The sequence below is a fragment of the Lysinibacillus sp. BNK-21 genome (assembly GCF_048684915.1).
GTDB classification, from domain to species: Bacteria; Bacillota; Bacilli; order Bacillales_A; family Planococcaceae; genus Lysinibacillus; species Lysinibacillus capsici.
The window spans coordinates 1,498,290-1,524,771 of sequence record NZ_JBLQTS010000001.1 but is presented as its reverse complement, the minus strand read 5'-3'; the positions used below and the strand labels follow the sequence as shown (position 1 = coordinate 1,524,771).

The 26,482-nt window shown below is 36.7% G+C and carries 26 protein-coding genes, 1 riboswitch and 1 other annotated feature (1 of these 28 running past the window's edge); of the genes, 3 read left to right on the top strand and 23 right to left on the bottom strand.

Going from position 1 to position 26,482, the window contains the following annotated elements:
- Window positions 1–6: 6 nt before the first annotated feature.
- The 21 genes from ACMGGO_RS07685 to comGA all read right to left on the bottom strand — a co-directional run bounded on the left by ACMGGO_RS07685 (window position 7) and on the right by comGA (window position 22,594).
- Window positions 7–969 carry a glutaminase gene (locus ACMGGO_RS07685; RefSeq protein ID WP_420281748.1) on the bottom strand — a complete coding sequence of 321 codons (963 nt, stop codon included), beginning with the start codon at window positions 967–969 and terminating at the stop codon, window positions 7–9.
- Between the two features lie 69 nt (window positions 970–1,038).
- The gene (locus ACMGGO_RS07680; RefSeq protein ID WP_420281747.1) at window positions 1,039–2,454 is read right to left on the bottom strand and encodes a M20 family metallopeptidase; all 1,416 of its coding nucleotides are present in this window, start codon (window positions 2,452–2,454) and stop codon (window positions 1,039–1,041) included.
- Window positions 2,455–2,473: 19 nt separating this feature from the next.
- Window positions 2,474–3,694 carry an MFS transporter gene (locus tag ACMGGO_RS07675; RefSeq protein WP_048392272.1) on the bottom strand — a complete coding sequence of 407 codons (1,221 nt, stop codon included), beginning with the start codon at window positions 3,692–3,694 and terminating at the stop codon, window positions 2,474–2,476.
- 299 nt (window positions 3,695–3,993) lie between these two features.
- Entirely contained in the window at window positions 3,994–5,295 is a 1,302-nt protein-coding gene (locus ACMGGO_RS07670) for a hypothetical protein (protein ID WP_315061374.1), read from the bottom strand.
- A gap of 153 nt (window positions 5,296–5,448) precedes the next feature.
- Window positions 5,449–8,298: a hypothetical protein gene (locus ACMGGO_RS07665; RefSeq protein WP_420281746.1), complete on the bottom strand. Its 2,850-nt coding sequence runs from the start codon at window positions 8,296–8,298 to the stop codon at window positions 5,449–5,451.
- A gap of 268 nt (window positions 8,299–8,566) precedes the next feature.
- Window positions 8,567–10,846: an ATP-binding protein gene (locus ACMGGO_RS07660; protein ID WP_112118808.1), complete on the bottom strand. Its 2,280-nt coding sequence runs from the start codon at window positions 10,844–10,846 to the stop codon at window positions 8,567–8,569.
- A 50-nt stretch (window positions 10,847–10,896) separates the two neighbouring features.
- Complete coding sequence (gene comX / locus ACMGGO_RS07655) at window positions 10,897–11,055, bottom strand: competence pheromone ComX (RefSeq protein ID WP_048392269.1); 159 nt, start codon at window positions 11,053–11,055, stop codon at window positions 10,897–10,899.
- A 276-nt stretch (window positions 11,056–11,331) separates the two neighbouring features.
- A complete protein-coding gene (locus ACMGGO_RS07650) occupies window positions 11,332–11,715 on the bottom strand; it encodes an SMI1/KNR4 family protein (protein ID WP_066036352.1) in 384 nt (127 codons plus the stop codon).
- 29 nt (window positions 11,716–11,744) lie between these two features.
- A complete protein-coding gene (locus ACMGGO_RS07645) occupies window positions 11,745–12,692 on the bottom strand; it encodes an ADP-ribosylglycohydrolase family protein (protein ID WP_115674079.1) in 948 nt (315 codons plus the stop codon).
- Window positions 12,693–12,722: 30 nt separating this feature from the next.
- Window positions 12,723–13,490, bottom strand: coding sequence for a macro domain-containing protein (locus ACMGGO_RS07640; protein WP_420281745.1), 768 nt, complete (start codon window positions 13,488–13,490; stop codon window positions 12,723–12,725).
- A 391-nt stretch (window positions 13,491–13,881) separates the two neighbouring features.
- A complete protein-coding gene (gene gcvPB, locus ACMGGO_RS07635; RefSeq protein ID WP_048392265.1) occupies window positions 13,882–15,345 on the bottom strand; it encodes an aminomethyl-transferring glycine dehydrogenase subunit GcvPB in 1,464 nt (487 codons plus the stop codon).
- A complete protein-coding gene (gene gcvPA, locus ACMGGO_RS07630; RefSeq protein WP_420281744.1) occupies window positions 15,338–16,684 on the bottom strand; it encodes an aminomethyl-transferring glycine dehydrogenase subunit GcvPA in 1,347 nt (448 codons plus the stop codon). Before gcvPA ends, gcvPB begins: the two co-directional genes overlap by 8 nt.
- A gap of 25 nt (window positions 16,685–16,709) precedes the next feature.
- Window positions 16,710–17,813: a glycine cleavage system aminomethyltransferase GcvT gene (gcvT, locus tag ACMGGO_RS07625; RefSeq protein WP_054549144.1), complete on the bottom strand. Its 1,104-nt coding sequence runs from the start codon at window positions 17,811–17,813 to the stop codon at window positions 16,710–16,712.
- A 248-nt stretch (window positions 17,814–18,061) separates the two neighbouring features.
- Window positions 18,062–18,154: riboswitch (glycine riboswitch) on the bottom strand.
- 144 nt (window positions 18,155–18,298) lie between these two features.
- The gene (locus ACMGGO_RS07620; RefSeq protein ID WP_004231053.1) at window positions 18,299–18,814 is read right to left on the bottom strand and encodes a shikimate kinase; all 516 of its coding nucleotides are present in this window, start codon (window positions 18,812–18,814) and stop codon (window positions 18,299–18,301) included.
- Between the two features lie 20 nt (window positions 18,815–18,834).
- Window positions 18,835–18,996: a hypothetical protein gene (locus ACMGGO_RS07615; protein WP_225340350.1), complete on the bottom strand. Its 162-nt coding sequence runs from the start codon at window positions 18,994–18,996 to the stop codon at window positions 18,835–18,837.
- A 16-nt stretch (window positions 18,997–19,012) separates the two neighbouring features.
- Window positions 19,013–19,438, bottom strand: coding sequence for a competence type IV pilus minor pilin ComGF (comGF, locus tag ACMGGO_RS07610; protein ID WP_115674082.1), 426 nt, complete (start codon window positions 19,436–19,438; stop codon window positions 19,013–19,015).
- On the bottom strand, window positions 19,431–19,748 hold the full coding sequence (locus tag ACMGGO_RS07605) for a hypothetical protein (protein ID WP_054549142.1): 318 nt from the start codon (window positions 19,746–19,748) through the stop codon (window positions 19,431–19,433). The genes comGF and ACMGGO_RS07605 overlap by 8 nt, the downstream gene beginning before the upstream one ends.
- Window positions 19,741–20,178, bottom strand: a complete 438-nt coding sequence (gene comGD, locus ACMGGO_RS07600) for a competence type IV pilus minor pilin ComGD (RefSeq protein WP_048392261.1) — start codon at window positions 20,176–20,178, stop codon at window positions 19,741–19,743. Before comGD ends, ACMGGO_RS07605 begins: the two co-directional genes overlap by 8 nt.
- Window positions 20,178–20,516, bottom strand: coding sequence for a competence type IV pilus major pilin ComGC (gene comGC / locus ACMGGO_RS07595; RefSeq protein WP_048392260.1), 339 nt, complete (start codon window positions 20,514–20,516; stop codon window positions 20,178–20,180). Before comGC ends, comGD begins: the two co-directional genes overlap by 1 nt.
- Window positions 20,517–20,526: 10 nt before the next feature.
- Entirely contained in the window at window positions 20,527–21,600 is a 1,074-nt protein-coding gene (comGB, locus tag ACMGGO_RS07590) for a competence type IV pilus assembly protein ComGB (protein WP_420281743.1), read from the bottom strand.
- Window positions 21,575–22,594, bottom strand: a complete 1,020-nt coding sequence (comGA, locus tag ACMGGO_RS07585) for a competence type IV pilus ATPase ComGA (RefSeq protein WP_420281742.1) — start codon at window positions 22,592–22,594, stop codon at window positions 21,575–21,577. Before comGA ends, comGB begins: the two co-directional genes overlap by 26 nt.
- Window positions 22,595–22,921: 327 nt before the next feature.
- Here comGA and ACMGGO_RS07580 point away from each other — a divergent pair, with 327 nt between their 5' ends.
- Window positions 22,922–23,632 carry a helix-turn-helix transcriptional regulator gene (locus ACMGGO_RS07580; RefSeq protein WP_048392257.1) on the top strand — a complete coding sequence of 237 codons (711 nt, stop codon included), beginning with the start codon at window positions 22,922–22,924 and terminating at the stop codon, window positions 23,630–23,632.
- A gap of 117 nt (window positions 23,633–23,749) precedes the next feature.
- On the top strand, window positions 23,750–23,992 hold the full coding sequence (locus ACMGGO_RS07575) for a DUF2626 family protein (protein WP_004231035.1): 243 nt from the start codon (window positions 23,750–23,752) through the stop codon (window positions 23,990–23,992).
- Window positions 23,993–24,067: 75 nt separating this feature from the next.
- On the opposite strand, the gene ACMGGO_RS07570 is transcribed toward ACMGGO_RS07575, so the two are convergent.
- On the bottom strand, window positions 24,068–24,712 hold the full coding sequence (locus tag ACMGGO_RS07570) for an MBL fold metallo-hydrolase (RefSeq protein WP_257960689.1): 645 nt from the start codon (window positions 24,710–24,712) through the stop codon (window positions 24,068–24,070).
- Window positions 24,713–24,881: 169 nt separating this feature from the next.
- Here ACMGGO_RS07570 and ACMGGO_RS07565 point away from each other — a divergent pair, with 169 nt between their 5' ends.
- Window positions 24,882–25,061, top strand: a complete 180-nt coding sequence (locus tag ACMGGO_RS07565) for a DUF2759 domain-containing protein (protein WP_004231029.1) — start codon at window positions 24,882–24,884, stop codon at window positions 25,059–25,061.
- A 55-nt stretch (window positions 25,062–25,116) separates the two neighbouring features.
- Here ACMGGO_RS07565 and tyrS read toward each other — a convergent pair whose 3' ends face one another.
- Window positions 25,117–26,331 carry a tyrosine--tRNA ligase gene (gene tyrS / locus ACMGGO_RS07560; protein ID WP_420281741.1) on the bottom strand — a complete coding sequence of 405 codons (1,215 nt, stop codon included), beginning with the start codon at window positions 26,329–26,331 and terminating at the stop codon, window positions 25,117–25,119.
- 140 nt (window positions 26,332–26,471) lie between these two features.
- Window positions 26,472–26,482: a binding site (T-box leader), on the bottom strand; it runs 231 nt beyond the window's last position.

Below are 26,482 nucleotides of genomic sequence, written 5' to 3'. Positions count from 1 at the left end.
TACTTATTAAAAAATAGTCATATCCCATTCTGTTGCTAGCTGTTTCAGCAACTGTACACCTGCCACACTATTTCCTATTGGATCAATCGCTGGTCCGTAAATTCCGATACCACAGCCAGTAGGAAACGGCGAGTGTAGGCCTGCATGTCCTGGAACAGCCGCAAGAATCGCACCTGATACACCACTTTTGGCAGGTAGACCAATAAATGCCGCAAACTTCCCTGAGGCATTGTACATACCACACGTTACCATCAAAGCCTTCGCTAATTTTGCCACTTGTTTTGGGAATAGCTGTTTCTTTAACAGTGGGTGATAGCCATCATTCGCAATAACTAGGCCAATCATGGCTAAATCTGATACATTGACTTCAATTGCACATTGCTTCAAATAAACCTCAAGCGCCGCCTCTACTGGACAATCTAAAAACCCTGAATCCATTAAGTAGTAGGCCAATGCTCGATTACGATTAGCCGTTTGCCACTCTGACTGGAATACTTCTTCATTGATACTCAATTGCTTGCCTATGATTTGTTCTAAAAATTGTAGAATCTTTGTGACCTTCTCTTGTGGAGAATGACCAGCCAACATGGAGGATACCGTAATAGCCCCAGCATTAATCATCGGGTTAAAGGGTTTACCTGGCTGATGACTTTCTAAGCGAATAATTGAGTTAAAGGTATCTCCTGTTGGTTCAACATCTACTCTTTCTAAAACATATGGTAAGCCTCGATCCATACAGGCTAAAATAAAGGTAACAACCTTGGAAACGCTTTGAAGGGTAAATAGTTCTTCGGTATCTCCCGCTTTGATTTCGTGGCCTTCAGTCCCAACAATCGCCACAGCTAATTGATTAGGATCTTTTTTGGCTAAAGCAGGGATATAATTAGCACATTGCCCTTCTTTGGTAGCTGCACGATACTGTGATACCCACTGTGCTAGAAGATGATGATGATTGGGTTGTGTTGACATGTCGCGTTCTCCTTTCAAAATGAGGCAAAAACAGAGCCTTCATAGTTCTCCTATGAAGACTCTATCCTGTTAGCGCTTAGGTGGCTGTGTTCCCTCTGGAATTAAAGATTGATATGTTTCACCATCTAGACGTTCTTGCCATTCCTTTTTCGCTTTTTCAATGTATAGAGGATTATCCAGCAACGCTAAGGCTGTACAAGCCATAATTTTAGCAGCCTGTAGCATTCCTTTATGCGCTATTGGGGTCACTCCCTGAGACACTACCTGCCATGTATGTAATGGTGTCCCTAATGCCATGCATACAGTTGTACACTGTACGGTTGGTACGTTCCAGCTAACATCTCCAACATCTGTAGAGCCACCCATAATAAATTCAGGTAGCATGCCTGGAACATGATCAGCAATCACTTTTCCTTGTAATAGCTTGGCATCTTCTTTACGCAAGCCCACTAATGAAGCTGCTTGTACTTCTGGTGTAAACGTATTGAAAATAGCCTGCGCATACTGTTCATCCTCTATTGTATAGTCTGGCATACCAATTTCAAGTATTTGTTGATACATCACATCATAAAGTGTTTTATTTGTAATAAGATTCGAAGCAGCACCTTCAAACTCAATGTCCACTGACGTCCCTGTCATCATTGTGGCACCCTTTGCAATGTTCTCAACGCGTTGATAAATTTCCTGTACTTGCTGCTTTTTAGGTGCCCTAACTAGATACGTTACCTCTGCATATGGTTGAACTACATTTGGCGAAGTTCCACCAGAATTAGTAATGGCATAATGCACACGCGCTTCTGGAATGATGTGTTCTCGTAAGTAGTTTACCCCAACATTCATAAGCTCAACAGCATCTAAAGCACTTCGTCCAAGATGTGGTGCAGCTGCGGCATGAGCACTTTTGCCCGTAAACTTAAACGTTGCGGCATAGTTTGCTAGAGAACTACACGTCATCACAGTCGAAAACGTACCTGGATGCCAAGAGATCGCGATATCAACATCATCAAAAAGGCCAGCCTTTGCCATATAAGCTTTACCAGATCCATTCTCCTCTGCAGGGCAACCGTAAAAACGGATTGTTGCTGACTGATGATTTTGCTCTAAATAATCCTTTACAGCAACAGCAGCTGCGAATGCGCCAGTACCTAATAAGTTATGACCACAGCCATGTCCACTTCCACCATCCACAAGAGGCTCATGTTGTGTCGCCCCACCTTTTTGACTCAAGCCTGGAAGCGCATCATATTCACCTAAAAAGGCAATTACAGGCTTGCCAGAACCATAAGTTCCAACAAGCGCTGTGTCAAGATCCGCAACACCGACTTCTGTTTGAAAACCCTCTTTTTCTAGTGCCTGTTTCATATATTCCATCGATTTCTTTTCTTGAAAATGAAGCTCGGGCACAGCCCAAATCACATCGCTTAATGCTACTGTAGCTTGCTGTTTTGCTTCAATTAACGTTGAAATTTTCTCATGATAACTCATATTTGTCCCTCCAATTTCATTATGCTTTTAACAATGTTCCTTTTTGGTCGTTTAGTGTGACAAGCGACACAATACAGATAAGCGCAAAGCCAATTAACATCCAAAAGGCTGCATCAAAGGAGCCATTAAAGGCATCCACCATAAATCCAATTGCCATCGGTGTAACAAACCCTGCTAATTGTCCCCCTGTATTGGCAATCCCCATTGCAGAACCTGTGATAGAAGAAGGTAATTTCTTGAGTACAATAACAGGTAGTAATGTAATGACAAACGCAATAAATATCGAAACGACTGTTTGGTAACCAATAAATAACGTCACTGTTTTGGCAGTAAACATTAAATACAATAAAAGACCAATGACTGCGCAGGAGATGGAGCCTAACACTTTCTCCATACCTTTTGGTAGCTTATCAATGATATAGCCACTACCATATACACCAATTATCGTTGTAATCGCAGGTATTGTTTGCGCCCAACCAATGGACATTAAATCCAAGCCTCGATTTTTTTGAAGATATGTTGGAATCCAAGAAACTAATCCCCAGTTCACTGCATAAATACAAAAATAAGCAATGATTAAATTCCACATTAGGGGTGTTTTCAGTAACTCTTTAAAATTCACTTTGTTCGTAGTATTTTCTGTTCCAGCTGTAGCTGCCTCATCTTTCGGGAGTTGAATGTATTTCCAATATATAAAGGCAATTATTGCCCCAATGGCCCCAATGATGATAAACATCATGCGCCAGCCAATCGTTCCTAATAAATAAGCAGCTAGCAAAGGGACGATGAGTGAAACAATGCCACCAGAAGTAAGCATGATGGACATCGCTCTACCTCTTTCCTCTTTTGGGAAAATCGTAGCAATAATTTTAGAGCTTGATGGCTGAAAACCACCCTCACCAATGCCAAATAAGAAGCGAATCACAATCATTGCTGTTAAAGACCAAGCAATAGCCGTTAGGCCCGTAAAAATAGACCACGTGATAACAGCCATTAATAAAACTCGTTTTGCGCCAAACTTATCGGCAAGCCAGCCACCTGGTATTTGCATAATGGCATAGCCTAAAAAGAAAGCGCTTAAAATAATACCCGTTGAAGATGCATCCAGTTGCAAATCCCCTGTAATCGAAACTACTGCATAGTTCATAATATAGCGATCTAAATTCCCTAAAGACCAGCCTAAAAATAAAAGTGCAAGGATGACATTTCTAGATTTCTTCGTTATTTCATTTGTTGTCATTCATATCCCTCCCATATATAGAAATCTCTCTTTATTGCCACGACTATTCTTGAATATGCTTGCCCCCTTGTCCGTAAATCCCCTTTTATATACCGACATTTTCGTTATATATTCGTATAATAATCAAAGTTCAATAAAAAGACAATATTTTTTTGAAAATTTCTAATAGATAATCGTCTTCGTAAATCCATATTATTTACCTAAATAACCGCTAAATTCATTAATTTATCAGTATTTAAGGCTTCAAAAAGCATAAAAAAATGTCCCACACCATTGATTGGTTTGGGACATTTTTGTTTTTAGACAAGTTGATACATTTTAATAGGTCTGCCTCGAGTATGCTGTAATTCTTCCCCACAAATTCTCGCTAAATCTACATTACATAAATCTGCTACGATTCGTTGGGCATTTCTCTCGCTCATTTGCAGTTGTGACGCCAAATCCTTTGTCGTAAAATGCTTCCAATGCATTTTTTGTACAAGTGCATGGATTTTCATATAGGTTTTAATACTAATATTCCCTTTTTTTAGTTTTTCTAAAATATAAGGGTCTTCTGCTCGGTAGGAATAGGATAGCTCTTCTACATTCCCTACCGATTCAATAATGGTGCCATCATCCTGTATCATCACGATGTCAATAGCCTCGTTTTCCTTCGTCTGTCTTAGTCCTCGGTGAGCATGTAACTCAGCATTGAACACTGTTTGAGCAAAGCCAATGCCTGCTGTCACCTTCGTCTCCATTTCAATCGACAACTGATACATTTTTTCCTGTAAAAATCGTATTTGCCCTTCAATCGCACCTCTTGTACTAAAGATCGTATATTTACCATTCCCCTCTTCAATAAGAGAGCCATCAATCTGTTCACAGAGCTGTAGTAGATTTTCCTTCGTACGCAATTCTAAATATTGAATACGATAGCCTTGCTTCATGCGCTCTTTTAATGAATCAAAGTCCTTAATTTCAAGCATGACTGCACCAATTTGTGTCTCTTTATAGTAGGACGTTTTGATCTTCTCTGTAAAAAGCTGAACTGTATGATAAATTTCTGTTTTTGTCGGGGAAACCCAATAAGATGCAACGCCTCGTTTCTTCAGTTCTTCATCAACAGAGGGATAACAAGTAATCGCAAAATCAATTTTGCCCGCCTGCCAAAGACTATAGTGGAAATCAAATAGCTCTTGTGGATCAATAGCGACATCAAATTCCTTTAAATACATATGATGGACATTATGCTGAATCTCTGCAAGACTTTCTGAAGCCATTTGAGAAGGCGAAGGAATAATATCGATACTAACATTTTCTATAAACTTTTTTTGCTGATAGGATTGCTCTAAAAAACCCCGATAAATAGCCGCTTCGGAAAAAATAATATGGGTCAATTTATCTTTGGATACATTCGTTTGACTGGCAAGCTTATAAGGGATGTAACCAGAAAACAACCAGAAATCGACAGCCTGATTATGTGTCTCCACAAGATGCTTTGTTTCTGTCGCCACTTCATATATATACGGAATAAATTCCATATCCTGTTCGATTTCTCGTGCTAAGGCAATAATTCTTTCAACGGATTGAATGGGACCAACAACACCTATTTTATACATCTTTTGTTCCTACCTTCTTTGTGAAACTACAATCTTTATGTAAAAAATTTCTTCCTTTGTTGTACATAGTATAGCGGACAATCAAATTACTAGACAAATCTTATGTATAAAGAAAAGCCTCGAAAAATGTTCGAGGCCATCTGGAAGTAATAATTATTGCTCGGTTGGATACATGTTTGTATAGAGTAACTCTAATCTTTTAGAGAGCTTTCCATAGGCTGTTTGCCATGCTTTACGTGCAGCATTATTACTGCTCCCTGCTGGTTCGTATATAGCATGCACCTCTTCAACCTTCTTCAAATCACCCTCTGCTTGCGTGAGCTTCGAATAATTTTTAACAACCTTCTTATCAGCATCACTCAGAGCATCATAGGCTTTACGGATTTCACTTACTTTCTCCTGTAAACCATCGATATACTCACCTTTTACAAGAAGTGAATTGATGGATTCAATTAATGACAATGCATTTTCATTCGTTTGCTGTTGTCCTTTTTGCTTATCAATGATCAATTGTCTAGTTCCTGCATCAATCAGGCTCACTTGTTTAGATGTAAGCTTTTCATATGCCTTGATCACAGTGCTTGGATTTGAAGCAAAGGATTTCTCATAGGTCTTCATAAAGCTTTCCACTTTTTTCACGTCTGCAAGCGCAGTTTTTAAAATATCATAGTTCGTAATCAGTTTTTTCTCACTTGAACTAAGGCTACTATATTGTGTAGAAAGATTTTTAATACGTTCAATCGTTACGACATAGAGATTATTGGAAACAATTGTGGCAATATCATTATTTAGCTGTGTAATTTTCGATGCATTTTCATCTATATTTTGATTTTTTAATAAAGCTTCATATTGTTCTTTTGCTAAATGCTGCTGATTCGCAGGTAATTTCGCATAAGCTTTTTGCACTGTTTCAATTTTTTTAGCCTTTTTCGCAGCATCTGTTTCTTCTCTAGCAGTCTGTATTTTTTTATAGAATGATTTTACTCCTGTAATATCCTTATTTGCTGCTGTTAATAAATAATAATTTGTCACGTATTTTCTTGCAGCTGAAGACAATTTTTTATAGGATTCAGAAGCTGTATTAACAGCGGTTTCTAATTGATTGAATGAATATTTCGTAACATCCGCAAATTTGGCTATATCCGCCTTTAACGCCTCTGCTGCTGCTTTATCAGTAGGCACTTTACCATTGCCATCAACTGAAATCTTTGGCGTGTTTAGTAAAAATTCTTCAGCATTATATACAAGTGATTGCTGTAAATTTGTAAGATTATTATAAGCTTTTAAAGTACCTGTATAGCTTGAATTAAGTTTACTTTCCGTTACACCAGTTGTTGCAGATAATTTTTGATAGGCATCCATATCTTTAATTACTTTTTCAGCTGCTTTTAAATCTTTCTGTAAGGTAACAAGACTATCGTAGCCATTAATTTGTGCTGCTGAGACTTTTGTTAAGCTCTTATATTCCTTGATCATTTGATTAACATTATTGACATGACTTTGCCATGAACCAGCAGACGGATTGAACGGATAAACATCATCGCTAATATAGCTATCTATAACATTATTTAAATTTATAATTTGGCTTTCTTCTGCACGTTCTGCTGTAGTCAAACGCTGCACATACACATCTGGCACTAATTTTAATTGTTTATACGTTAATTTTTCATAGGCTGTACGGATTGATTTAGCAGTCGTCACTTGTTTATTAGGCGTACTATTTGTAGCTAATTTATCAAATGATTTAATGAATTGCTCGACCTTTTTAATATCCGATTTAGCCTCAGACAAAATTGCTTGGTTTTGAACAGCGGCTCGGTAGCTTTGTGATAATTTCTCAATATCCGCTTCGATTGTCTTCACGCTCGCTTGTAAGGAATCAACATCCGAAGCTACATATTTTACAAGTGAATTCTCATAAGATAATAAATTAATAATAGCTTGATTGAGTTTTCTGACCTCTTTTATCTCTTCAAGATCATTTGGCTCGTTTAATAGTTTTTTAATGCTCGTATATAGGGTCTCATCTACATCTAAGCTACGCTGTAACAGATCTAGCTTATTATAAGCCTCTTCTAGTTCCTTTATTTCTTTTTCATTACTAGTCTCTATTTTGCTCCATTTTTCATTTAACTTAGTTATTAATTCAACATCAGCAAGTGCTCGCTTTAAGACATCATAATTAGACACATTACCTTTAGCTGCCGCTGATAAGGATTGATAGTTTTTTTCTAGTTCCGCAACTTTAGCACTAAATTCTGCTAAGCTTGATACATTGTATTTATTATCATTGACCAGTAAAGCTTTAATCTCTTTCGTTAAAGTATCAGTGGGTTGTTTAGAGACTGTGATGGTATCAGATAGTTTAGATTCCGCAAAAGAAAGACCCACTTTTGCTTTGACAGTGACAGCAATATTTTTAATATCCTTTTCAATGGCATCCTTCGGAATCGTATATGTACTACCTGCAGCTCCCTCTATGATAGTAAAGGAGTTATCACCTAATTTATAAAACCATTGATAACTATATGTAATTTGATCACTTTGCAATTTTGCACCATTCTTATCAGTTACAGTAATACCAGCTACTTTCACTGTTTCTCCAGGTGCTACAAAACCAGCGGATTGACCTTCTAACGTTGGAATGGTGATATCGAGCTCTAATGGCTGAATAGTGCGCGGCGCACTTTTAAATTTTTTACCGTCTGTCGTAGTTGCTTCCACAAAAATACTTTTTCCAGCTGCTTCAACAGGCACTTTTAAGGAAATAGATGTTGCTCCCGAGATGGGCTTATTTGTTGAACCCTCTTCACCAGTAATTTCCTCTAGATAATACCATTGATAGGCATTGACGATTGAATCATTTGGTAATTTTTCTACTTTTAATGTTGCATTGACAATATTTTCTCCAGTGACTGAAACTGTTTCGGCCGCACCTGCTACAGTGGGAACGATAAGTGCAACAGGAATAGCTGCTGCTGTTAAAAATAATTTTTTATTCAAATCTATTGACCTCCTCAATCCTTCTCCTGAATTATATCGGTCATATGGCCATAATTTCCTTGAATATTAGGTAAATACTCTAAAAAGTGTATTTTTTCCTGATTTACTATTTAACAAATAATATTTTTTTGATAACGTTTTATTATTTTTGATTATAAATAAATACTTTTCAAACAAAAGCCTTCTAACCCACATTCGTAGCCTCTACGAAGAGATTAAAAGGTGTTAAAAAAAAATATATATGCACTTATGCTTCCGCTTCATCTGGTTATCCTCGTATCATATAAGTTGGTCGGGTCAGGGTCTTATAGGTATAGGGATTCGTATGTTGGGTTTCACTTACTTGGATACGAATCGTCATCCCTTCTCCTACTTTGCTATCTAATGCGAATTTCCCATTAAAAGCTTGAACGCGCTCCTGCATGCCTTGTATGCCCATAGAATCGGCAAGTAGAATATCATCTATATTACAACCCACACCATCATCGCTATACAAAATTTGGAATCCCTCTTCGGTGCCCAATAAATGTATTTCAACTGTATTAGCATAGGAATGTTTTAACGCATTGTTTAATAATTCTTGAAACAGTCGATAAATCATTAAATTTAAACGCTCATCCTCTAAATAGAGGCGGTCAATCGTATATATCAAAACAAAATTAGCCCGTTTATGAATTTTCTGTATTAATTTTTCAAGGGCTGCATTTAAGCCCAATGTATCTAATAGAGGTGGCTTTAAGTTTTCGCAGTAGCCCCTCAAATCATTCAGAGAGATAATCATATGTTCATGAAGCTTTATAAGTTTAGATGGGATCTCCTCTTTTTCTTTGGTATGCATGAGGACATCCATTTCCCTTGCAATGTGCAGTTGTTCTTGTAAAATCGTATCATGAAGTTCCTGTGCTAACTGATATTTTTCTTCCTCGAACCTTAGCCAGAGTAATTTATTGAGCCATGGTAGCTGTCGATTATCGGCTTCTTTCATATGCTTTAACTGATTTAAAAGCTCCTCAACCATTTTTGTGTTTTCGATAAAATTATTTAAATAGAGCAGCAATAATTCTAGCCATAGCAGCTCCTCGTCCTTGAGATAAATCGTTTTATTATGATCCACAACAAGGATTCGTTTATAGTTCACATCCTGATGAATAAAGGCGATATAGAAATGATCTGTCTTTTTAATATCTCCCAAGCCTAATCGTTCGACTAGTACCTCATCTATTTGATGCTGCGTGTATTCTTTGGATTTATTTGTTAAGGTAACTTGATGTGTTTGAAAATCATATGTGAGCACATACACACTTTCCATTTCAAGCTGAACCACAACCTCCTGTACAAATTTCTCCAATAAGTCCTCAATTTTCACCACTCTACCAATACTCTCAACGGTCGTATACAAGCGGTGGATGTAGTCGCCTTTTGTAGAAAATAAAATTTTCCGCTTACGATAATCAATCCGCTCTTTAATGTAGAACAACGCCATTAACGATAGAAAGGCAAAAAAGAAAATCTCCGTCATACGCGAAACTGATAAATCTGCAAATAAATATAAACCGATTAACAGCCATATCGTAAAGCCAAATGAGAAATTAAAATAATAACGCAATCGAGAAATGAAATACTCCATATCAAAAATACGTTCAGTGAGTTGTGTGAAAATGAAGCTGAATGGAATTAGTAAAAGAAATATGGAACTTATATCTGCCGAAAGAATTTGCCTATGAAAAAAAGTCTCAGGTAACGCATATAGAAATAAGAAAGGTATAAATGGAATAATAATACTACTAATAAGTATTTTAAGTTTTGGCACTCTATATATAATATAACTAATAATCATAATGCTAAGAATGGCTACTAGTAATAAGAAAAATATGCCCAAAATAATACTTGAAACTAGAGAATGAATGTCGTCAAAGACTATACCGAAGATACTTAGAATTACTACAGTTAGAGGAAGTATATATAATACCTTAATATTTTTTAACAACGGCCATTTTATATTCAGAAAGCTAAAATACTCTTTTAAAAAATGTAATAAAAGAACTAGGCAGAGTAGCATACTACCGCGATTAACAATAATTCCAAAATTATTTAAGATACCAGAGGCACCTAAGCTTACATATGCTAATGATACAGTTAATATAAACAATATCAATAAATCCAATAATGGCGTATTTCTTTGTTTAAAATATAAATATAATGAAATCATTAAAGTTAAGAAAAAGTAACACGTTGGTACTATAAAAACAAAATAAAAATACTCAGGAATAGCTAATGGTTTTATTTGGATGTGAACCAAATTCCCATTAGGTTGCATTATGGTTAAACTCTTTGCTTCCCTGATAATATATTCACTTTTTATAAATGGAATGTCGTTTATTTTATTTCCATCGATTTTTACTACATTATCTCCAGGAGTTATTTGTCGTTCTGCTGCCCAGTCTTTATAATAAAAATCTGTTACAAGCCATTGTTCATTCTCTTTTTTTATTTTTATACCTAAAAATGAAGTGCTATAAGTAATAAATAATAAATAAACACCCAACATTAAATAGATACTTATAGCACTCAAAAACCATTTTTCTTTTATTTTTAATTTTAGTTCCACAGTCCCCACTCAGGACCTAACTTTTCTTCAAAAGAATCTAATATTGCTTTTTGTTCAAGTTCTGTTACACCAATGAGAGAAGCTTTTTTTTCTTTTAACAATGTCACTAACGTCGGATTTTGCTCTAAATACTGAATCATGTTAATCATTAAAATCGCCTCATTTCTTCATTTTTTTAGTTTATAGTCACTATTTTTTGCCAATAATTCCTCTTAATAAGGAATTATTAACCATTTATGTAACTATATTTTCATTATACTACCTCTCTCCAATAATTCAACATAATTTTCTAAAAAATTCAAAAAATAATAGATTACGTAATAATTTTGCTTTATTTTCAATTATTTTTCTCCAATAATAGACATAAAAACAAATGAAAAGCTCCTTCCTTCTAGTAGGAAGAAGCTTTTCATTTTTCTCTTTTGCTAATACCGACACCCTTCTTGTAGCCACTTGTAGAAATCACAAGTAATCAATGTTGCATGCTTTGGGTTCATATCACCACTATCTACTGCTAAAACACGATAATCCTCTGCCTTTATGTCCATTAAAAAGACCATTCCTCCACTATCATCACCAATTGCAATATAGCCTTTTGCATATTCTTCCACTTCCCAAGTCTGGTTTCTTTCTATTACTTCCTCTGTACCATAAATGAACACGCCATTCGTAAACGATAAACCGTTACTTTCCTTTAATACAAGTGTATACGCACTCGGAAGTTGGCAATTCAGCCTATGTTCTATGTGTACAATTTGGTGATCTGTTGCTGGTGGATTAGCTGTATAGCTATTATGTATAGGTAACATGTCGTCACCGTCCTTTCCAATAAACTTTTTTACGTCTGCGCTGCACAAAATTCATAAAACGCCAGGATTAAGGCATCAACCTTTTGTTTACTGACAATTTTACCTAACCATTCTTCTGGAATATTGTCCAACTGTTTATACATTCCCGCGATCGATCCTGTAATTGCTGCAACGGTGTCCGTATCTTCTCCTAAATTAACTGCCATCAGAATCGCTTCTTTAAATGTTGTAGAATTACCTACACACCAAATAGCCGCTTCTAACGAATGAACAATATAGCCACTGGATTGAATCTCGTCTTCAGGCGTATTTAAAAAGTTTTCATGAAAAATCCTTGCATAAGCATTTAACTCTGCTTTCATTTCATTTTGTAAATTATTTTGGAGTAGTTCAAAGACCTCTTTTAAGGCCACTTCTAGTGAATTATTTCGGTATAAGCTTAATAATAGTTCAATGTAAATGATGGACCCTACTATGGAACGCGGATGACCATGAGTAATCTCTGTATACTGATGAACTAATTCTTTTCTTTTAGTAAAATCTACCTCATGCATGACAACGAATACTAAAGGAGCAATTCTCATTAACGTACCATTGCCATTATCAAACTCGCCCGTTTTACCACATTTTGCTGGCGGAACACCTTTTTTATAGTTCGAAACGGCTTCAGCTGTAGTAATTCCAATATCAAACATTTCGCCAAATGGTGTGAGATAGCCCTGCTCCATGTATTGTACAAATTTATTCATTAATGTTTTGGTATCCCCATTTTCAATAATGTTCTCGACCAGGCAGAGTGTTAAAGAAGTATCATCAGACCAAGTACCAGGTGGCTGATTGTAAGTACCGTACCCCATCACATCTTGCACATGGAAAGTCCCTCTTTGTTTAAACTCAACAGGTACGCCCATTAGATCACCGATAATCCCACCGTATAAAGTGTCAAACACCCGCTCCCTCAATTTTGTATCTACCATAGATGCCACCCCTAGCTTTAATTTAATTTATCACAATTCAAAAACAGTACATTTAATTTTATAATAAATCAATTCCTCATTTATTATTTTTTCGATCTCTCTCCAATCTCCTCCAGCTAAACCTGAACCAATTTTAGGCATCTGTATCGATAATCTATTTTTTAATGCAAACCTAGCAACTTTTCTTAAACATAAACGAAGCACATCATAATCAATATAGGTTGTACGATCTTTATCATTTTTCCTCACACCATGCTGTGCAAGCATATTGGCAACAAAAGTAGCTTTCTGCTGGTCTACACATACAAACTGAACCTCTCCTAACCCAAAAGTTTCTTTATCCTTCGACCATTTTACATAATCATTTTTAGCAATAGGGAATTGCTTTGATAAAGATAAAACAAAGCCTTTTCCCCATTTTCCTAAAATATTGACAACATGAATAATGAGTGTATGTTCTTCTAAAGGAAGAGATGCATCGCCCTTTAAGTAGTTTATTGGAGATTTGTTAGCTACAATTCCTTCCTGCCATTTATTCTCAAATTCTAATTGAGTAATAAGGACACTATCGCTTACATCTAAACTATCGATATGTCCGTCATACAATAAAAATCCAATATCTTCGTTCCAATCGTGCAATGATGAAGAACAGTACATATCATTTTTTATTATATTGATCTGCCTAGTTGCAACGCCATCATCAAATTCTGTATACAATTGTCCATAACCTTTTAAAAATTCAATATTATCACATTTATAGTATAATAGACTATTACCAAACTTGATATCTTCTTCCACCACTTTCCCCCCTTAATAGAACCAACCTAACCCTATCATATTTTTGTGCTTAATAAGGTGCAAAGATTTTATTAATTATACTTTCGATTGTAGATAGTTAGGCACTAACTCTAAGTCCTTAAATTGAATCCCTTTAAGATGGAATTTTTCACAGATTTAAATTTTTCTGAACAAAACAGGTATCTTCCAAGTTTAAATCGTTTAATGGAAATAAATCAAGATCAGAGTCTTTTAACACCAATCTTATATACTTATCAACGAAACTTCCATCAACTTTTAATTTTGCATTACTTAGCACTTCTCTTGTAAGATACTCAGATTTTTCATAACTAACTCATGCATGTCTTTTTGACAAAAAAACCGCTCACATGAACGTGAACGGTTTTGTAGACTATGCTTTTTGATAACGAAGCACTGGTGTACGAGCAGCGCGTGTTTCGTCTAGACGAGATACGACTGTTGTATGAGGTGCTTCTTGAACGATTGATGGATTTTCTTCTGCTTCTTTCGCAATTTGAATCATTACATCACAGAATGCATCTAATGTTTCTTTTGATTCTGTTTCAGTTGGCTCAATCATCAATGCCTCTTCCACATTTAATGGGAAGTATGTTGTTGGTGGATGGTAGCCAAAGTCTAACAGACGTTTTGCGATGTCTAATGTACGAACGCCTAGTTTCTTCTGACGACGACCTGATAAGACAAATTCATGTTTACAGTGACGGTTATATGGTAGATCGTAGAATGGCTCTAAGCGACGCATCATGTAGTTGGCGTTTAATACAGCATATTCTGTAACAGCTTTTAAGCCATCAGGACCCATTGTACGAATGTACGTATAAGCACGAACATTGATACCAAAGTTACCATAGTAAGGTTTTACGCGTCCGATTGATTGTGGACGATCGTAGTCAAAGTGGTATGTGCCTTCTTCAGTTCTTACTAATACTGGTTTTGGTAGGAATGGAATTAAATCTGCTTTTACACCTACTGGACCAGAACCTGGACCACCGCCACCATGTGGGCCTGTAAATGTTTTGTGTAGATTTAAATGCACACAGTCAAAGCCCATATCGCCAGGACGTGCTTTACTCATTACAGCATTGAGGTTCGCACCATCATAGTACACTTTACCGCCTACAGAGTGAATTAGCTCTGCCATTTCGATAATGTTTTCTTCAAACAACCCTAGTGTATTCGGATTCGTTAACATTAGAGCTGCTGTATCAGAACCTACTACTTTGCGAAGGTCTTCGATATCAACTAAGCCATTTTCATCTGATTTAACAGTGATTGTTTCAAAGCCTGCTACTGTCGCAGATGCTGGGTTTGTACCGTGAGCTGAATCAGGAACGATTACCTTGTTACGGTGACCTTCACCATTTGCTTCATGGAAGGCACGAATCATCATTAACGCTGTCCATTCACCATGAGCACCTGCTGCTGGTTGTAATGTAACTTCATCCATCCCAGTAATTTCCACTAAAGAAGTTTGAAGATCATAAAGAAGCTCCATTGCCCCTTGTGCTGTTGATTCATCCTGTAATGGGTGAACATTTGCAAAGCCAGAAAGACGTGCAACTGTTTCGTTAATTTTCGGATTATATTTCATCGTACAAGAGCCAAGCGGATAGAAGCCAGAGTCTACTCCATGGTTTCTACGAGAAAGTGCTGTATAATGACGCATAATATCAAGCTCAGACACTTCAGGTAGTTCTGCTGCCTCTGAACGTACTAAGTTTGCAGGTAATAAATCTGCTAGGTCTACCTCAGGCACATCTAGTGCTTCTAAGCTATAGCCAACGCGACCTTCTTTTGAAATTTCAAAAATGAGTGATTGATTTTCGTTATGCATTAAGAGCCCCCATTTCTGCAACAAGTGCATCAATTTCTTCTTTCGTGCGTAATTCAGTTACTGCGATTAGCACATGATTTTTAAGAGAGTCATAATTTTGACCTAAAGGATAGCCACCGATAAAACCCTTTTCGATTAAGCCTTTATTGATTTCCTTCACACATTTATTCGTTTTCACAACGATTTCATTGAAGTGTGCGCCTTGGAATGCTACTGTAAAGCCTGCTGCTTCAAAGGCATTTTTTGCATAACGTGTTTTCGCGATATTTTGAGTAGCCATTTCACGAATTCCTTGTTTCCCAAGAGCTGTCATCGCTACAGAAGCTGCAAGTGCAAGTAGTGCTTGGTTCGAGCAAATATTGGAAGTTGCTTTATCACGACGGATATGTTGTTCACGTGCTTGTAGTGTTAATACGTATCCACGACGACCTTCACCATCCACTGTTTCACCAACAAGACGTCCTGGTACCTTACGCATCAATTTTGTTGTCACTGCAAAGAAACCACAGTGTGGGCCGCCGAAAGCTTCAGAAATACCAAATACTTGCGCATCACCTACACAAATATCAGCACCAAGCTTGCCAGGAGGCGTTAAAATTCCTAATGCCAATGGGTTAGAAGATACAACGAGTAAGCTTTTTGCAGCATGTGCAATATCCCCGATCACTTGGATATCTTCCACTTGGCCAAAGAAGTTTGGATATTGTGCAATAACAGCTGCTGTGTTGTCATCGATTAACTCTTTTAATGCATCCACATCTGTCACACCATCTTTTTGCGGGATAGTCACGATATCAATGGATTGACCATATGCATATGTAGCAACAACATCGCGATATTCTGGGTGCACTGTTTCTGACACTAAAATTTTCTTGCGACGCGTATGACCAGCTGCCAACATACCCGCTTCTGCCAATGCTGTACCACCGTCATACATAGAAGAGTTAGCAAGATCCATTCCCGTTAGCTCAGCAATCATCGTTTGGAATTCAAAGATGGCTTGTAGCTCACCTTGTGAAATCTCTGGCTGATATGGTGTATAAGCTGTATAGAATTCTGAACGAGAAATAACATGGTCTACGATCACTGGTTTATAGTGGTTATAAACACCTGCACCTAAAAATGATACGTTGGCATTTGTGTCCTTATTTTTAGCAGCAAGTGCCGTTAACTCTTTTAATAACGCAGATTCTGATTTTGCTTCTTTAATATCATAAAGGCCTTTAAAACGGACTTTCTCAGGAATATCCTCAAATAACTCATCGACTGAGGATACACCGATTACGTCTAACATTTCTTTTTGATCTTGTTCCGTCATAGGTAAATAACGATGTTTCATAAATGTAGGTCCCTCTTTTCAACTATTATTTTGAACGCTTGTAAAACGGTGTTTCTACTGTTATTACCTTTAAGTGTTTACCGCGAATTTCAATTTCTAGCTCAGTTCCGATTGTTGCGAATTGACTGTCAATTAATGCGTGACCAACATTACGTTTTGATGAAGGAAGCTGTGTACCAGTTGTCACTTCACCGATTTCTTGACCATCCTTAAACACTTTGTAGCCATGGCGTGGAATGCCTTTATCAATCATTTCAATGCCTACAAGTTTGCGTGGTAGACCATTTTCCTTTTGAGCTACTAATGCTTCATGACCAATGAAGCCTTCTTTATTTAATTTCACAGCGAAACCAATACCAGCCTCTAGAGGAGAAATTGTTGCTGATAGCTCTTGACCATATAGTGGTAGCCCCGCTTCAAAACGAAGTGTATCACGACATCCTAGTCCAGCTGGAACCACACCTTTTTCTTGACCTGCCTCTAAAATTTTACCCCAAAGCGCTTTGATGTCTTCTGGAGCTCCATATAATTCAAAGCCATCTTCACCTGTGTAGCCACTGCGAGAAACTAATACTTTATGTCCTGCAACCTCCACATTCTCTTGGAAGCGGAAAAATTTAATGGCACTTACATCAGTCGAAGTAAGTGATTGAAGAACTTCTTCTGCTAGTGGTCCTTGAAGAGCAATTTGTGCGTAGGCATCCGATTGGTTATCAATCGTCACATCATATTGATGTTGATTTTCCATCATCCAATCATAGTCTTTTTCAATGTTAGCTGCATTGACACATAATAAATAGTGATTGTCAGCTAATTTATATGTTAATAAATCATCAACAACGCCACCATCTTCGTAGCACATTGCCGTGTACTGCGCTTGACCGTCAACAATTTTTGATACATCATTTGATAAAAGATTTTGTAAAAAACCTAATGCATCGGGACCTGTTACTAAAATCTCTCCCATATGTGATACATCAAATAAGCCTGCACGATTACGTACTGCATCATGTTCTTCTTTAATAGAAGAGAATTGAACAGGTAATTCCCATCCACCGAAGTCAACTGTTTTTGCACCATATTTCGCGTATTCTTCAAATAGAGGTGTACGTTTTAATTCATTCGACATTCTTTTTTGCCCCCTTATTGTTAGTTACATTTTTACTGGTAGTAGTTCGTCTGCTTTTTGTATTCCTACAGTCACTTAAGTAAAACGGGCTATAGACATAAAAAAAGACAGACGAACCCCTTTTCGGGATTCTCTGTCCTTGCACCTGAAAGTTACACCAGACTGGCTCGCAAGCTTTACCGTTGCCAATCAGTCGGCTTTCCCCTTTGGTGGCTGTTATTGTTATACTACAGCTCTCTCCAGAGTTGCGTCTTGTACGAGTCCTTTTACCTGAGAGATTCATAGCCCATTGCTACTTGCTCCTTCGGTGACGTCTACACGCTCTCTCCCCGCACAATCATCCGCCCAAGATAAATCTTGGTACTATTTAGTATTCAATGAACATTTAGTTACTTATTTGTCTATATCCTAACATTAAATGCATTGGAAAGGCAATCATTTTTTAAAAGATAATAAAACACGAACATTAAATAAAAATAAGCTACTTATCGTTCGTTTTTCAATCTTTTCACTTGAAATACTAAATACTCTAGAATTTGGCGAATCGTCCTACCTTCTGTCAGTACCTGAATATGACCTGCATCACGGTAAAACTTCCTTCTGTAGTGATACAGACTTTCTAGCTCCTCCTTTGTAGAGCTCTGTACAATGGGTCTATTTGGATCATGCTGAACTCGTTTATAAATATCCTCAAACGACGCATCTAAAAAAAACACCAGTCCACTGCGTCTCATAATTTTTCGATTTTCAGCATTGATGGCAACGCCACCACCAGTCGAAATAATACAGGCCTCGTCCCTAAAATTTTTCAAAAATTCTGTTTCTATTTCTCGAAAGTGGGCCTCACCGTATTTTTCAAAAATCTGTGGAATTGTCATCCCCTGCTGACGCACAATCTCATGATCCATATCGTAATATGGCATCTTCAATAAATAGCTTAAACGTCTTCCTAATGCACTTTTTCCACTACCCATAAAACCAACTAAATATATTTTTCGCAATTCGATTCACCTTCTTATAACTACGATTCTACACTGTCTGACAAAATTTGTCCCAATAAATTTATCGTAGCTCGAACATTCAATTTTTCTAGCCCATCATATGTTCGATACTGCATTTCATAAGACATATAATACGCAAGAACAAAAGTAGTTACAAAAAATAATAATGCAATTGCGATCAAAAAAATAGCCCCTCTGTCATTTTTCAATAATTGGCACATAAAAGGCTCGCTCCTTTTGAATACCACTAGCCATTTCAACAGCTACCGTCAGCTTATTTTCGGAATAGCTAAATTGACATTTATTGATTCCTATTAGCATAGGAACATGTCCACCCTTTACCTGCTCACGAATAATATTCGAGTAGCAATCAATATGATGGAGCGTATTAGCTGTTTGGAAAGTTATTCTTTTTTGATCTTCACGAATGGAAAAGGTGGAAATATCTTTTAGAGAGAGGTTCAAGTCAGAAACAAATAGTTCCCACTTTGTTTGTTCATCTATTAGCATAGTTGATTTCATTTCAGCAAACCAAAGTATTATAAGGACAAAAAAATGAGAAATAAGCACAAAAACGACTAATTGAAACATAGCTTCTATTAATGTATAGCCTTTCTCATTCATGCACTTCACCTGTCACTTGGATACATTTTTGGCGTGACTCCTGTAAATTTTGAAATTGGACACAAACTTGTTGTTCGTCAACTATCCAATGATAAGCAACCTGTTCAATGGTCCGAGAGCCCTCTGTTACTTGAATAGCATGGTACTGTTTTAAACCTTCGTATGCTGTTTCAGCTGCAATTAGCTCCATTTTTTTATTAGCAAGATTTGTTTTCATCGTATAGGTAATGGGGATTAACGAGGTACAAAGCAGCATCAAAATACCCACACCTAAAATAGTTTCTATAAAAGAATAGCCTGACTCATTCAATCCTAGCTCTCCCTCGCCCTAATGTTATGATTACTTTTTTCTTGCCCTGTGGTGTTTTAAATGCCATGGTGCCTGCTGTCATCACATTGCCGCTATAGTTATAGACAAGTGTTTGAATTGAACTCTCCGCTGGCAAAAATTCAACCCCCTTTGGAAAAGAGCGTTCATATAAATGAGTATAAATATCTTTTTGAATAGTATAACGATTTGTTGAACCTTCCATTTTCAGGGCTATATATTGTCGTTGGCTCATACTATAGGTTTGAATATATTGAATATCCAGTTGTAATTGCGTAAAAAATCGTTCTAATTCCTTGGTTTCTGCTATTTTCAATGAGAATTTACTAACAATCGCTGTTAAACTCATAACAAGAAATAAGACAACCAGCATTTCAAGAATTGTAAAACCACCGTTTTTATGAACATTCATTAGCTATCCGTACCTGTTTCCAAGTTGACATTGGCTGGACGTACCTCTCCCTCATTAGTAATCACTATTTCTTCTTTATTTGGGCAGGTTGTTTCATTTTCCTTTAAATAGCCCTTTGCCACTAAATCCTCTAAGGTAGGATAAGCCATATAATCTACACGATACGCCTCTACTTGACCTTGTACCATGGATATATAAGCCGTACAGCCTTTCTTATCTATTGTGGCGAAATGCTTTGTAACATTTGGGATTGTAATTAAAATAAGAATGGATATAATTAACAAAACTATAAGCATCTCAATTAAAGTAAAACCAGCTTGTTGGTTAAGACGTTTCATCATCTTCCTCCTAAACTAATTCAATCATGTGATAGATGGGTAATAATAAACTGATATAAGCCGCTATTATACAAGCAGCTATAAGGATAAAGAAACTTGGCTGCACAAAAGCTAATATTTTTTGCAAAAGCTGTTCCTGCTTTTCCATTAATAAATCGCTATACAATACTAACTCTTTTCCTAAATATCCGCTGTGCTCGCCATGCTCAACGAACATCGGAAAATCCTTTTGAAAAACGGCCATGATCGTTACCGCCTGTGTGAGTGATTCTCCAAAGATGACTCTATCTTTTATACGCTGTGAAAGAACTTGAAGAAATGGTTGTAGTTGCTGTTCCTCTAATAGCTGTAGGCTTGCTTGTAATGAAAATCCACTTTGTAGTAAGCTTCCTAAATAAGCAGCAAATTGCCTTGTCAAAGTCAACCTAAAATAGCGTTGTATAAAGGGGATTTTTAATAAGACTGTAAGTTGATGAGCAACAGCTTGTCGTTTAAGATAGAATCGAAAAAGGAATACGCTACCTATTACTATGAACATGGTCGAGATAACTACATCTGGAACATGCAATAACAGATTGGACAATGCAATGCTTGTCTCTTCTGTTTCAGAGGTACGACTGCCGACCATTCTTTCAATGTTCGGCAAAAAAAATGTACGAAACACAAAAAATAATAACAATAAAAAGATAATCAGTGTGACAGGATAGATCAGCAGCTTGATTAACTTTTTTTTAGTCTTTTCACTTACTGTTATCTGTTTACCTACACCTTTAAATGCTTCTATCATGTGGCCATTGTTTTCCGCCACCTTAATTGCCATTAAATAATGATTCCCTAGCTGTAATGTTTCAAATATCCCTGCAACGCCTACTCCTTGTCTGAGCTTTTCATCAATTTGCTGCTGTATGTCCTCATGTGCTTCAATATGATGAGGTAGTAGCATGGAAATAGCTTGGGGAAATAAATATCCTTCCTGCATTAATACACATAAACGATTGAAAAGCTGAGCTTGCTCCTTTACCCGCCATTTCGTAGCCCGATTATAAAAAAGAACAATTTTATCGATGTATGTTTGTAACTGCATATAGGCTCTCCACTAATTCTTTTTGTCCCATTAATGTTACATCATAAGGAAGTTTGTAATTGCCCTTATCTTTGATGGCGGTGATGGCTCTTGATAGATGGTCATCATGTAATATCTCAAAGATAGCTCGACGTTCTTCATGTATAGCTGAGGTTTGAACAAGCATTTGGGCAACTATACCGATAACCGTTTGACGAAGCTCCTCTATCGACACACCTAAATCCATTAAACGATAGAGACAATTAATGGAGTCTTTTGCATGAATAGTGGAGACAACTAAATGCCCTGTTAGAGAGGCTTGGATGGCAATATTTGCTGTTTCTCTATCGCGAATTTCACCAATCATAATGACATCAGGTGAATGGCGCAAAATGGCTTTTAATCCTGCAGCATATGTAACGCCTGCTCGCTCGTTGACTTGAATTTGAAGTAAATTGGCTTGGCTGTTTTCTACAGGATCTTCTAAAGAAATCACATGTCGATTCAATTCTGTGGAACAGTAGTGGATGAGGGAATAAAGTGAAGTAGACTTGCCAGAGCCGGTTGCTCCCGTAAAAAACAGAAGACCTTGTCGGTTTTGTACCAGCTCCATGAGTTGGTAAGCTGCGCTTTTGGAAAAGCTTAGGGAAGTTAGTGGAAATGCATGATTTTGGAGAAGTAAACGAATAATTAAGCTTTCTTTTAAAAATACAGAAGGCAGTGTGGATACACGAAACGAATAAGAATTTTGCTCCATTGCCTTTTGAAAGGCACCGCTTTGAGGTTTACGACGCTCACTAATATCTAATTCTGCAAGAAATTTATAGTAAGAGATCATTCTTTCTGCAAGTTCATGAGGTAGCTCACCAGCGTGGAGAAGTTTATCATATTTTCGAAAATAGATCCGATATTTTATGTTTCCTGGAACTAGCAATAAATCGGATGCTCCAAAATGATAGGCCTTTAGTAAAAGTTGCTCACATTTTTGTTCAACAACTGTTTCAAAATTCTGCATATATGCACCTCTCTTTTAGTTCATTCGAATATGACCGCTCTATTCGTTATTTCCTAGTATAAGGAGGAACTCGCCACGAGAAAAGCCCTTTTCAGAAAATAAAAATTTATAAGTTAATTTTCTGCCAATAATGTTTTTTGCTATAAAAATGTGGATAAAGTGCAATTTTCCACTAAAAAAGAATATAAATACATGAAAAAATTAATATTTATGCCGAAATGAACTGTATCTTTTTCAATAATACAATATAATAGTATCAACATGATTATTTTCCTAACACTTGGTAGACGAACATAATTTTTATAATTAATTAAAGAGGTGAAGCTCATGATCCATCCATTAAAAATTACTAGTACACTAGCGGATGAAACAAGATACTCTATTTATGAGTACATATTGCAAGAGAAAAAAACAGTTACTGTACAACATATTGCTGATAAATTCGGTATCCATCCAAACGTTGCTCGACTTCATTTAACGAAGCTTTCAGAAATAAATATTATTACAGCTGACTATGTAAAAACAGGTAAAGGTGGCAGACCTGGACGTGTTTATAAAGCTTCAGAAAAAGGCGTATCTCTTACTTTTCCAAGACGTGATGAAGATCGTTTATTAAAATGGACGATACAATTAATTGAAGACTTTGGTCCATCTGCATTAACAAAGTGCCAGGAAATTAGCTACCAAGACGGCTACCAGCAAATGAAAAATTATATGAGTGCTGAATTGACATTAAGTAATTCTCTTTCCTTCGATGAAAAACTTCAGCTATTAACGGACAATGCCGCTTTAATTGGCTATATTCCACAGATTCAACAAACTGAGCAAGGAAAAAAAGTTATCTTCTCCATCTTCAATTGTCCATTCCAGGAGCAACTGACAGCCTATTCTGAAATTGTTTGTTCATTACATGAATCCTATTTAAAAGGGCAATTAGATGCATTGTTTACGAACAATGAATTTGTGCAAATGGAAAGTATGATACATAATTGCGATTTATGTAAATATGAAATAAACGTGACAGAAATCGATAGCTAGATTAAAAATCCATTTGTTTGTCACAAACATGGAGAAGTTCCAGTTTACAGACACCTTTCATATCATTTATAATGAGTAAGAGATTATTGTGTCGTGGGCAAAAGGAGGGGAAATTTCATGGATAATATGTATAAAGTTATGGCATTCTGGACAGGTATTTTTGCCGTTATGTTCTACCTTGGAGGTATGAACGAGGTATCGCTATTATTCTTAGGTAATACAGGTTTATTCTTATTATTAGGCTTCTTAAACCTTTCAGAACGTATGTACATGTACATTTTCGGAGCATATTTAACTGTATTCTTCGCTGGCTTCACGTACTATACAACATTCATTCACGTACCTGGTGGCGGTCATTAATACAAACAAAATCGCGTATCTCACTTTCGGTGAGATACGCTTTTTTATGTGCTAAAACAGTTTATTATCCATGTTTTAAAATCCATTTAAAAAAGGATTTGTCTCCATTTCTGCGCCTACCGTTGTATAATTACCGTGTCCAGGATAGATAATAGTATCCTCAGGTAATGTCAACAGTTTATTATGGATAGATTCCAATAAAATTTTGGTTGATCCCCCTAATAGATCTGTACGTCCTACACCTTGTTCAAATAACGTATCTCCCACGATGGCAAAACCGTCGTTTTCAAAGATATAAGAAATACTCCCCGGTGAATGCCCAGGTGTAAAAACAGCTTGAAACACAAAATTACTTATTTCAATTTGCTGTTCTTTTTTGATAATTGTATCTTGCGCTGGTGCAGCTACCCTATAATCTGGTAATGCAGGATATTTACTAGAGCCATTCTTCGTTGGATCTGCTAGCCAACTAACTTCCTTTTCATGAATCCATACAGGAACGTCAAATACCTCACGCACTGCATCTACTGCCCCTATATGATCAAAATGGGCATGTGTTAAAAAGATAGCAAGAGGTTTTAAGCCGTTGCTACGGATTGTTTTAATTAGACGCTCCGCCTCTTCACCTGGATCAAATACGATACATTCTTTTTCTTTATTCGATACGATATAGCAATTCGTTTGGACGGGACCAAGAGAATAACTTCGTACGTTCATCATAGTTATCACCTCAACTTCCTATTATACAGGCTTTGCCACAATTTGACGATAAATGTTCATAGTTTACAGTATTTTAGTCCTCGACAAAAACAAGTAGAACGTTTACAATTAAGGAGGAATATTGTTTGCGACATTCATTTTCTGATGTCGAAAGGAGTGTCTATTTTTAATGAACTTATTAATGGTTATTTTTGGTCTAGTAGCGATTTTAGCTGTATTTGGTACATTCCAAGCAATTAAAGAAAAGAACCTATTAAGCGTTGTTTTCAACTTATTAAGTGCTGCTGTATTCGGATGGTTCGTCATCATGACGATTGTTCACAGCGGTTACCCACCAAAATTACACTAAAATTCAGACAGAAAAAGAGCAGTCTCTTCGGAGATTGCTCTTTTTTTGTCTATTATTACTTATTGAATTGAAGAAACCGCTTCTTGCCGATTTGTAGTACATCATTATTCATTAATACTTGTGATATGTCATCCATCGCCATTTTTTCTCCATTCAAGGATACTCCTTTTTGCTTGATTAACCGCAAAAACTCACTCTTACTTTGAATAAAACCCATTGTCACCAGTTGTGGAATGATATCCACGATTCTTTCCTTATCAATTTCTAAGAGCAGTATAGGAATGTTTTTTGGTATGTCCTTTTTTTGAAATGCTGCTTCAAAATAAGCTCTTGCTTCCTCCACTGCTGTAGATCCATGGTATAAAGCCGTTATAATTTCTGCTAATAGGAATTTCAAATCGCGGGGATTCTCTCCCTTTTGTAGTCTATCTTGAATAGCCTGCACTTGTAGTGGATGCTCATCTGTTGCTAATTCGAAATATTTGATAATTAAAGTATCTGGTACTTCCATCACCTTTTTAAACATAATCTCAGGTGCTTCATTGATGCCAATATAATTACCTAAACTCTTACTCATTTTTTCAATACCATCTAACCCCTCTAGTAAGGGCATAAAAATAGCAATTTGTTTTTCTAATCCTCGATGCTTTTGTAAGGTGCGTCCCATTAAAATATTGAACGTCTGATCCGTTCCACCTAACTCTATATCTGCCTCAAGTTCTACTGAATCATATGCTTGCATAAGTGGGTAGAAAAACTCATGTATACCAATTGGGATGTGCTGTTGGTAACGTTTCTGAAAATCTTCGCGCTCTAGAAGTCGAGCAACAGATGTTGTGGCTGCTAGCTTGATGACTTCTTCAAAGGACAGCTTCGCTAACCATTCACTATTAAAACGAACCGTTGTCTTGTTCGGATCTAGTACTTTAAAAATTTGCTCACAATAAGTTTGGGCGTTTTTCTTCACTATATCGTCATTTAAGGCTGTTCGCCCCTTAGCTTTACCTGTAGGATCGCCAATTCGTCCTGTAAAATCACCGATAACAATAACTGCATGATGGCCTAAATCTTGCATTTGCTTGATTTTCCGTAGAACAACCGCATGACCTAAATGAATATCTGGTGCGGACGGATCGAGCCCTAGCTTAATCGTTAAAGGTCGCTGTTCTTTATACGATCGCTCTAATTTTTCAAATAAATCCTGTTCATCAACGATCTTGTTAGCACCCTTCTTGATAATCGCTATTTGCTCCTTTGGTGTTAAAAACATACGAAACATCTCCTTGTAATATTAAATATTAATATTGCAAGTTCTATAAGAGTAAATGGGGTACCGATTTTGTTTACAAGGCTTTAATAGCTTTACACGTTTTGGCTTAGAAGGCATAAAAAAACGCCTTTAGGAAATTCCTAAAGGACGT

Bases quoted from the DNA above. Each gene is read 5' to 3' on its own strand.
- comGD (WP_048392261.1), bottom strand. From the start codon at position 20,178: ATGAATGTTCATAAAAACGGTGGTTTTACAATTCTTGAAATGCTGGTT.
- comGC (WP_048392260.1), bottom strand. From the start codon at position 20,516: ATGAAACGTCTTAACCAACAAGCTGGTTTTACTTTAATTGAGATGCTT.
- gcvPB (WP_048392265.1), bottom strand. From the start codon at position 15,345: ATGCATAACGAAAATCAATCACTCATTTTTGAAATTTCAAAAGAAGGT.
- ACMGGO_RS07685 (WP_420281748.1), bottom strand. From the start codon at position 969: ATGTCAACACAACCCAATCATCATCATCTTCTAGCACAGTGGGTATCA.
- gcvT (WP_054549144.1), bottom strand. From the start codon at position 17,813: ATGTCGAATGAATTAAAACGTACACCTCTATTTGAAGAATACGCGAAA.
- ACMGGO_RS07675 (WP_048392272.1), bottom strand. From the start codon at position 3,694: ATGACAACAAATGAAATAACGAAGAAATCTAGAAATGTCATCCTTGCA.
- ACMGGO_RS07575 (WP_004231035.1), top strand. From the start codon at position 23,750: ATGGATAATATGTATAAAGTTATGGCATTCTGGACAGGTATTTTTGCC.
- comX (WP_048392269.1), bottom strand. From the start codon at position 11,055: ATGATTAACATGATTCAGTATTTAGAGCAAAATCCGACGTTAGTGACA.
- ACMGGO_RS07650 (WP_066036352.1), bottom strand. From the start codon at position 11,715: ATGTTACCTATACATAATAGCTATACAGCTAATCCACCAGCAACAGAT.
- ACMGGO_RS07680 (WP_420281747.1), bottom strand. From the start codon at position 2,454: ATGAGTTATCATGAGAAAATTTCAACGTTAATTGAAGCAAAACAGCAA.
- ACMGGO_RS07645 (WP_115674079.1), bottom strand. From the start codon at position 12,692: ATGGTAGATACAAAATTGAGGGAGCGGGTGTTTGACACTTTATACGGT.
- ACMGGO_RS07670 (WP_315061374.1), bottom strand. From the start codon at position 5,295: ATGTATAAAATAGGTGTTGTTGGTCCCATTCAATCCGTTGAAAGAATT.
- comGA (WP_420281742.1), bottom strand. From the start codon at position 22,594: ATGCAGAATTTTGAAACAGTTGTTGAACAAAAATGTGAGCAACTTTTA.
- ACMGGO_RS07570 (WP_257960689.1), bottom strand. From the start codon at position 24,712: ATGATGAACGTACGAAGTTATTCTCTTGGTCCCGTCCAAACGAATTGC.
- gcvPA (WP_420281744.1), bottom strand. From the start codon at position 16,684: ATGAAACATCGTTATTTACCTATGACGGAACAAGATCAAAAAGAAATG.
- comGB (WP_420281743.1), bottom strand. From the start codon at position 21,600: ATGCAGTTACAAACATACATCGATAAAATTGTTCTTTTTTATAATCGG.
- comGF (WP_115674082.1), bottom strand. From the start codon at position 19,438: ATGAATGAGAAAGGCTATACATTAATAGAAGCTATGTTTCAATTAGTC.
- ACMGGO_RS07565 (WP_004231029.1), top strand. From the start codon at position 24,882: ATGAACTTATTAATGGTTATTTTTGGTCTAGTAGCGATTTTAGCTGTA.
- ACMGGO_RS07580 (WP_048392257.1), top strand. From the start codon at position 22,922: ATGATCCATCCATTAAAAATTACTAGTACACTAGCGGATGAAACAAGA.
- ACMGGO_RS07660 (WP_112118808.1), bottom strand. From the start codon at position 10,846: ATGTTGGGTGTTTATTTATTATTTATTACTTATAGCACTTCATTTTTA.
- tyrS (WP_420281741.1), bottom strand. From the start codon at position 26,331: ATGTTTTTAACACCAAAGGAGCAAATAGCGATTATCAAGAAGGGTGCT.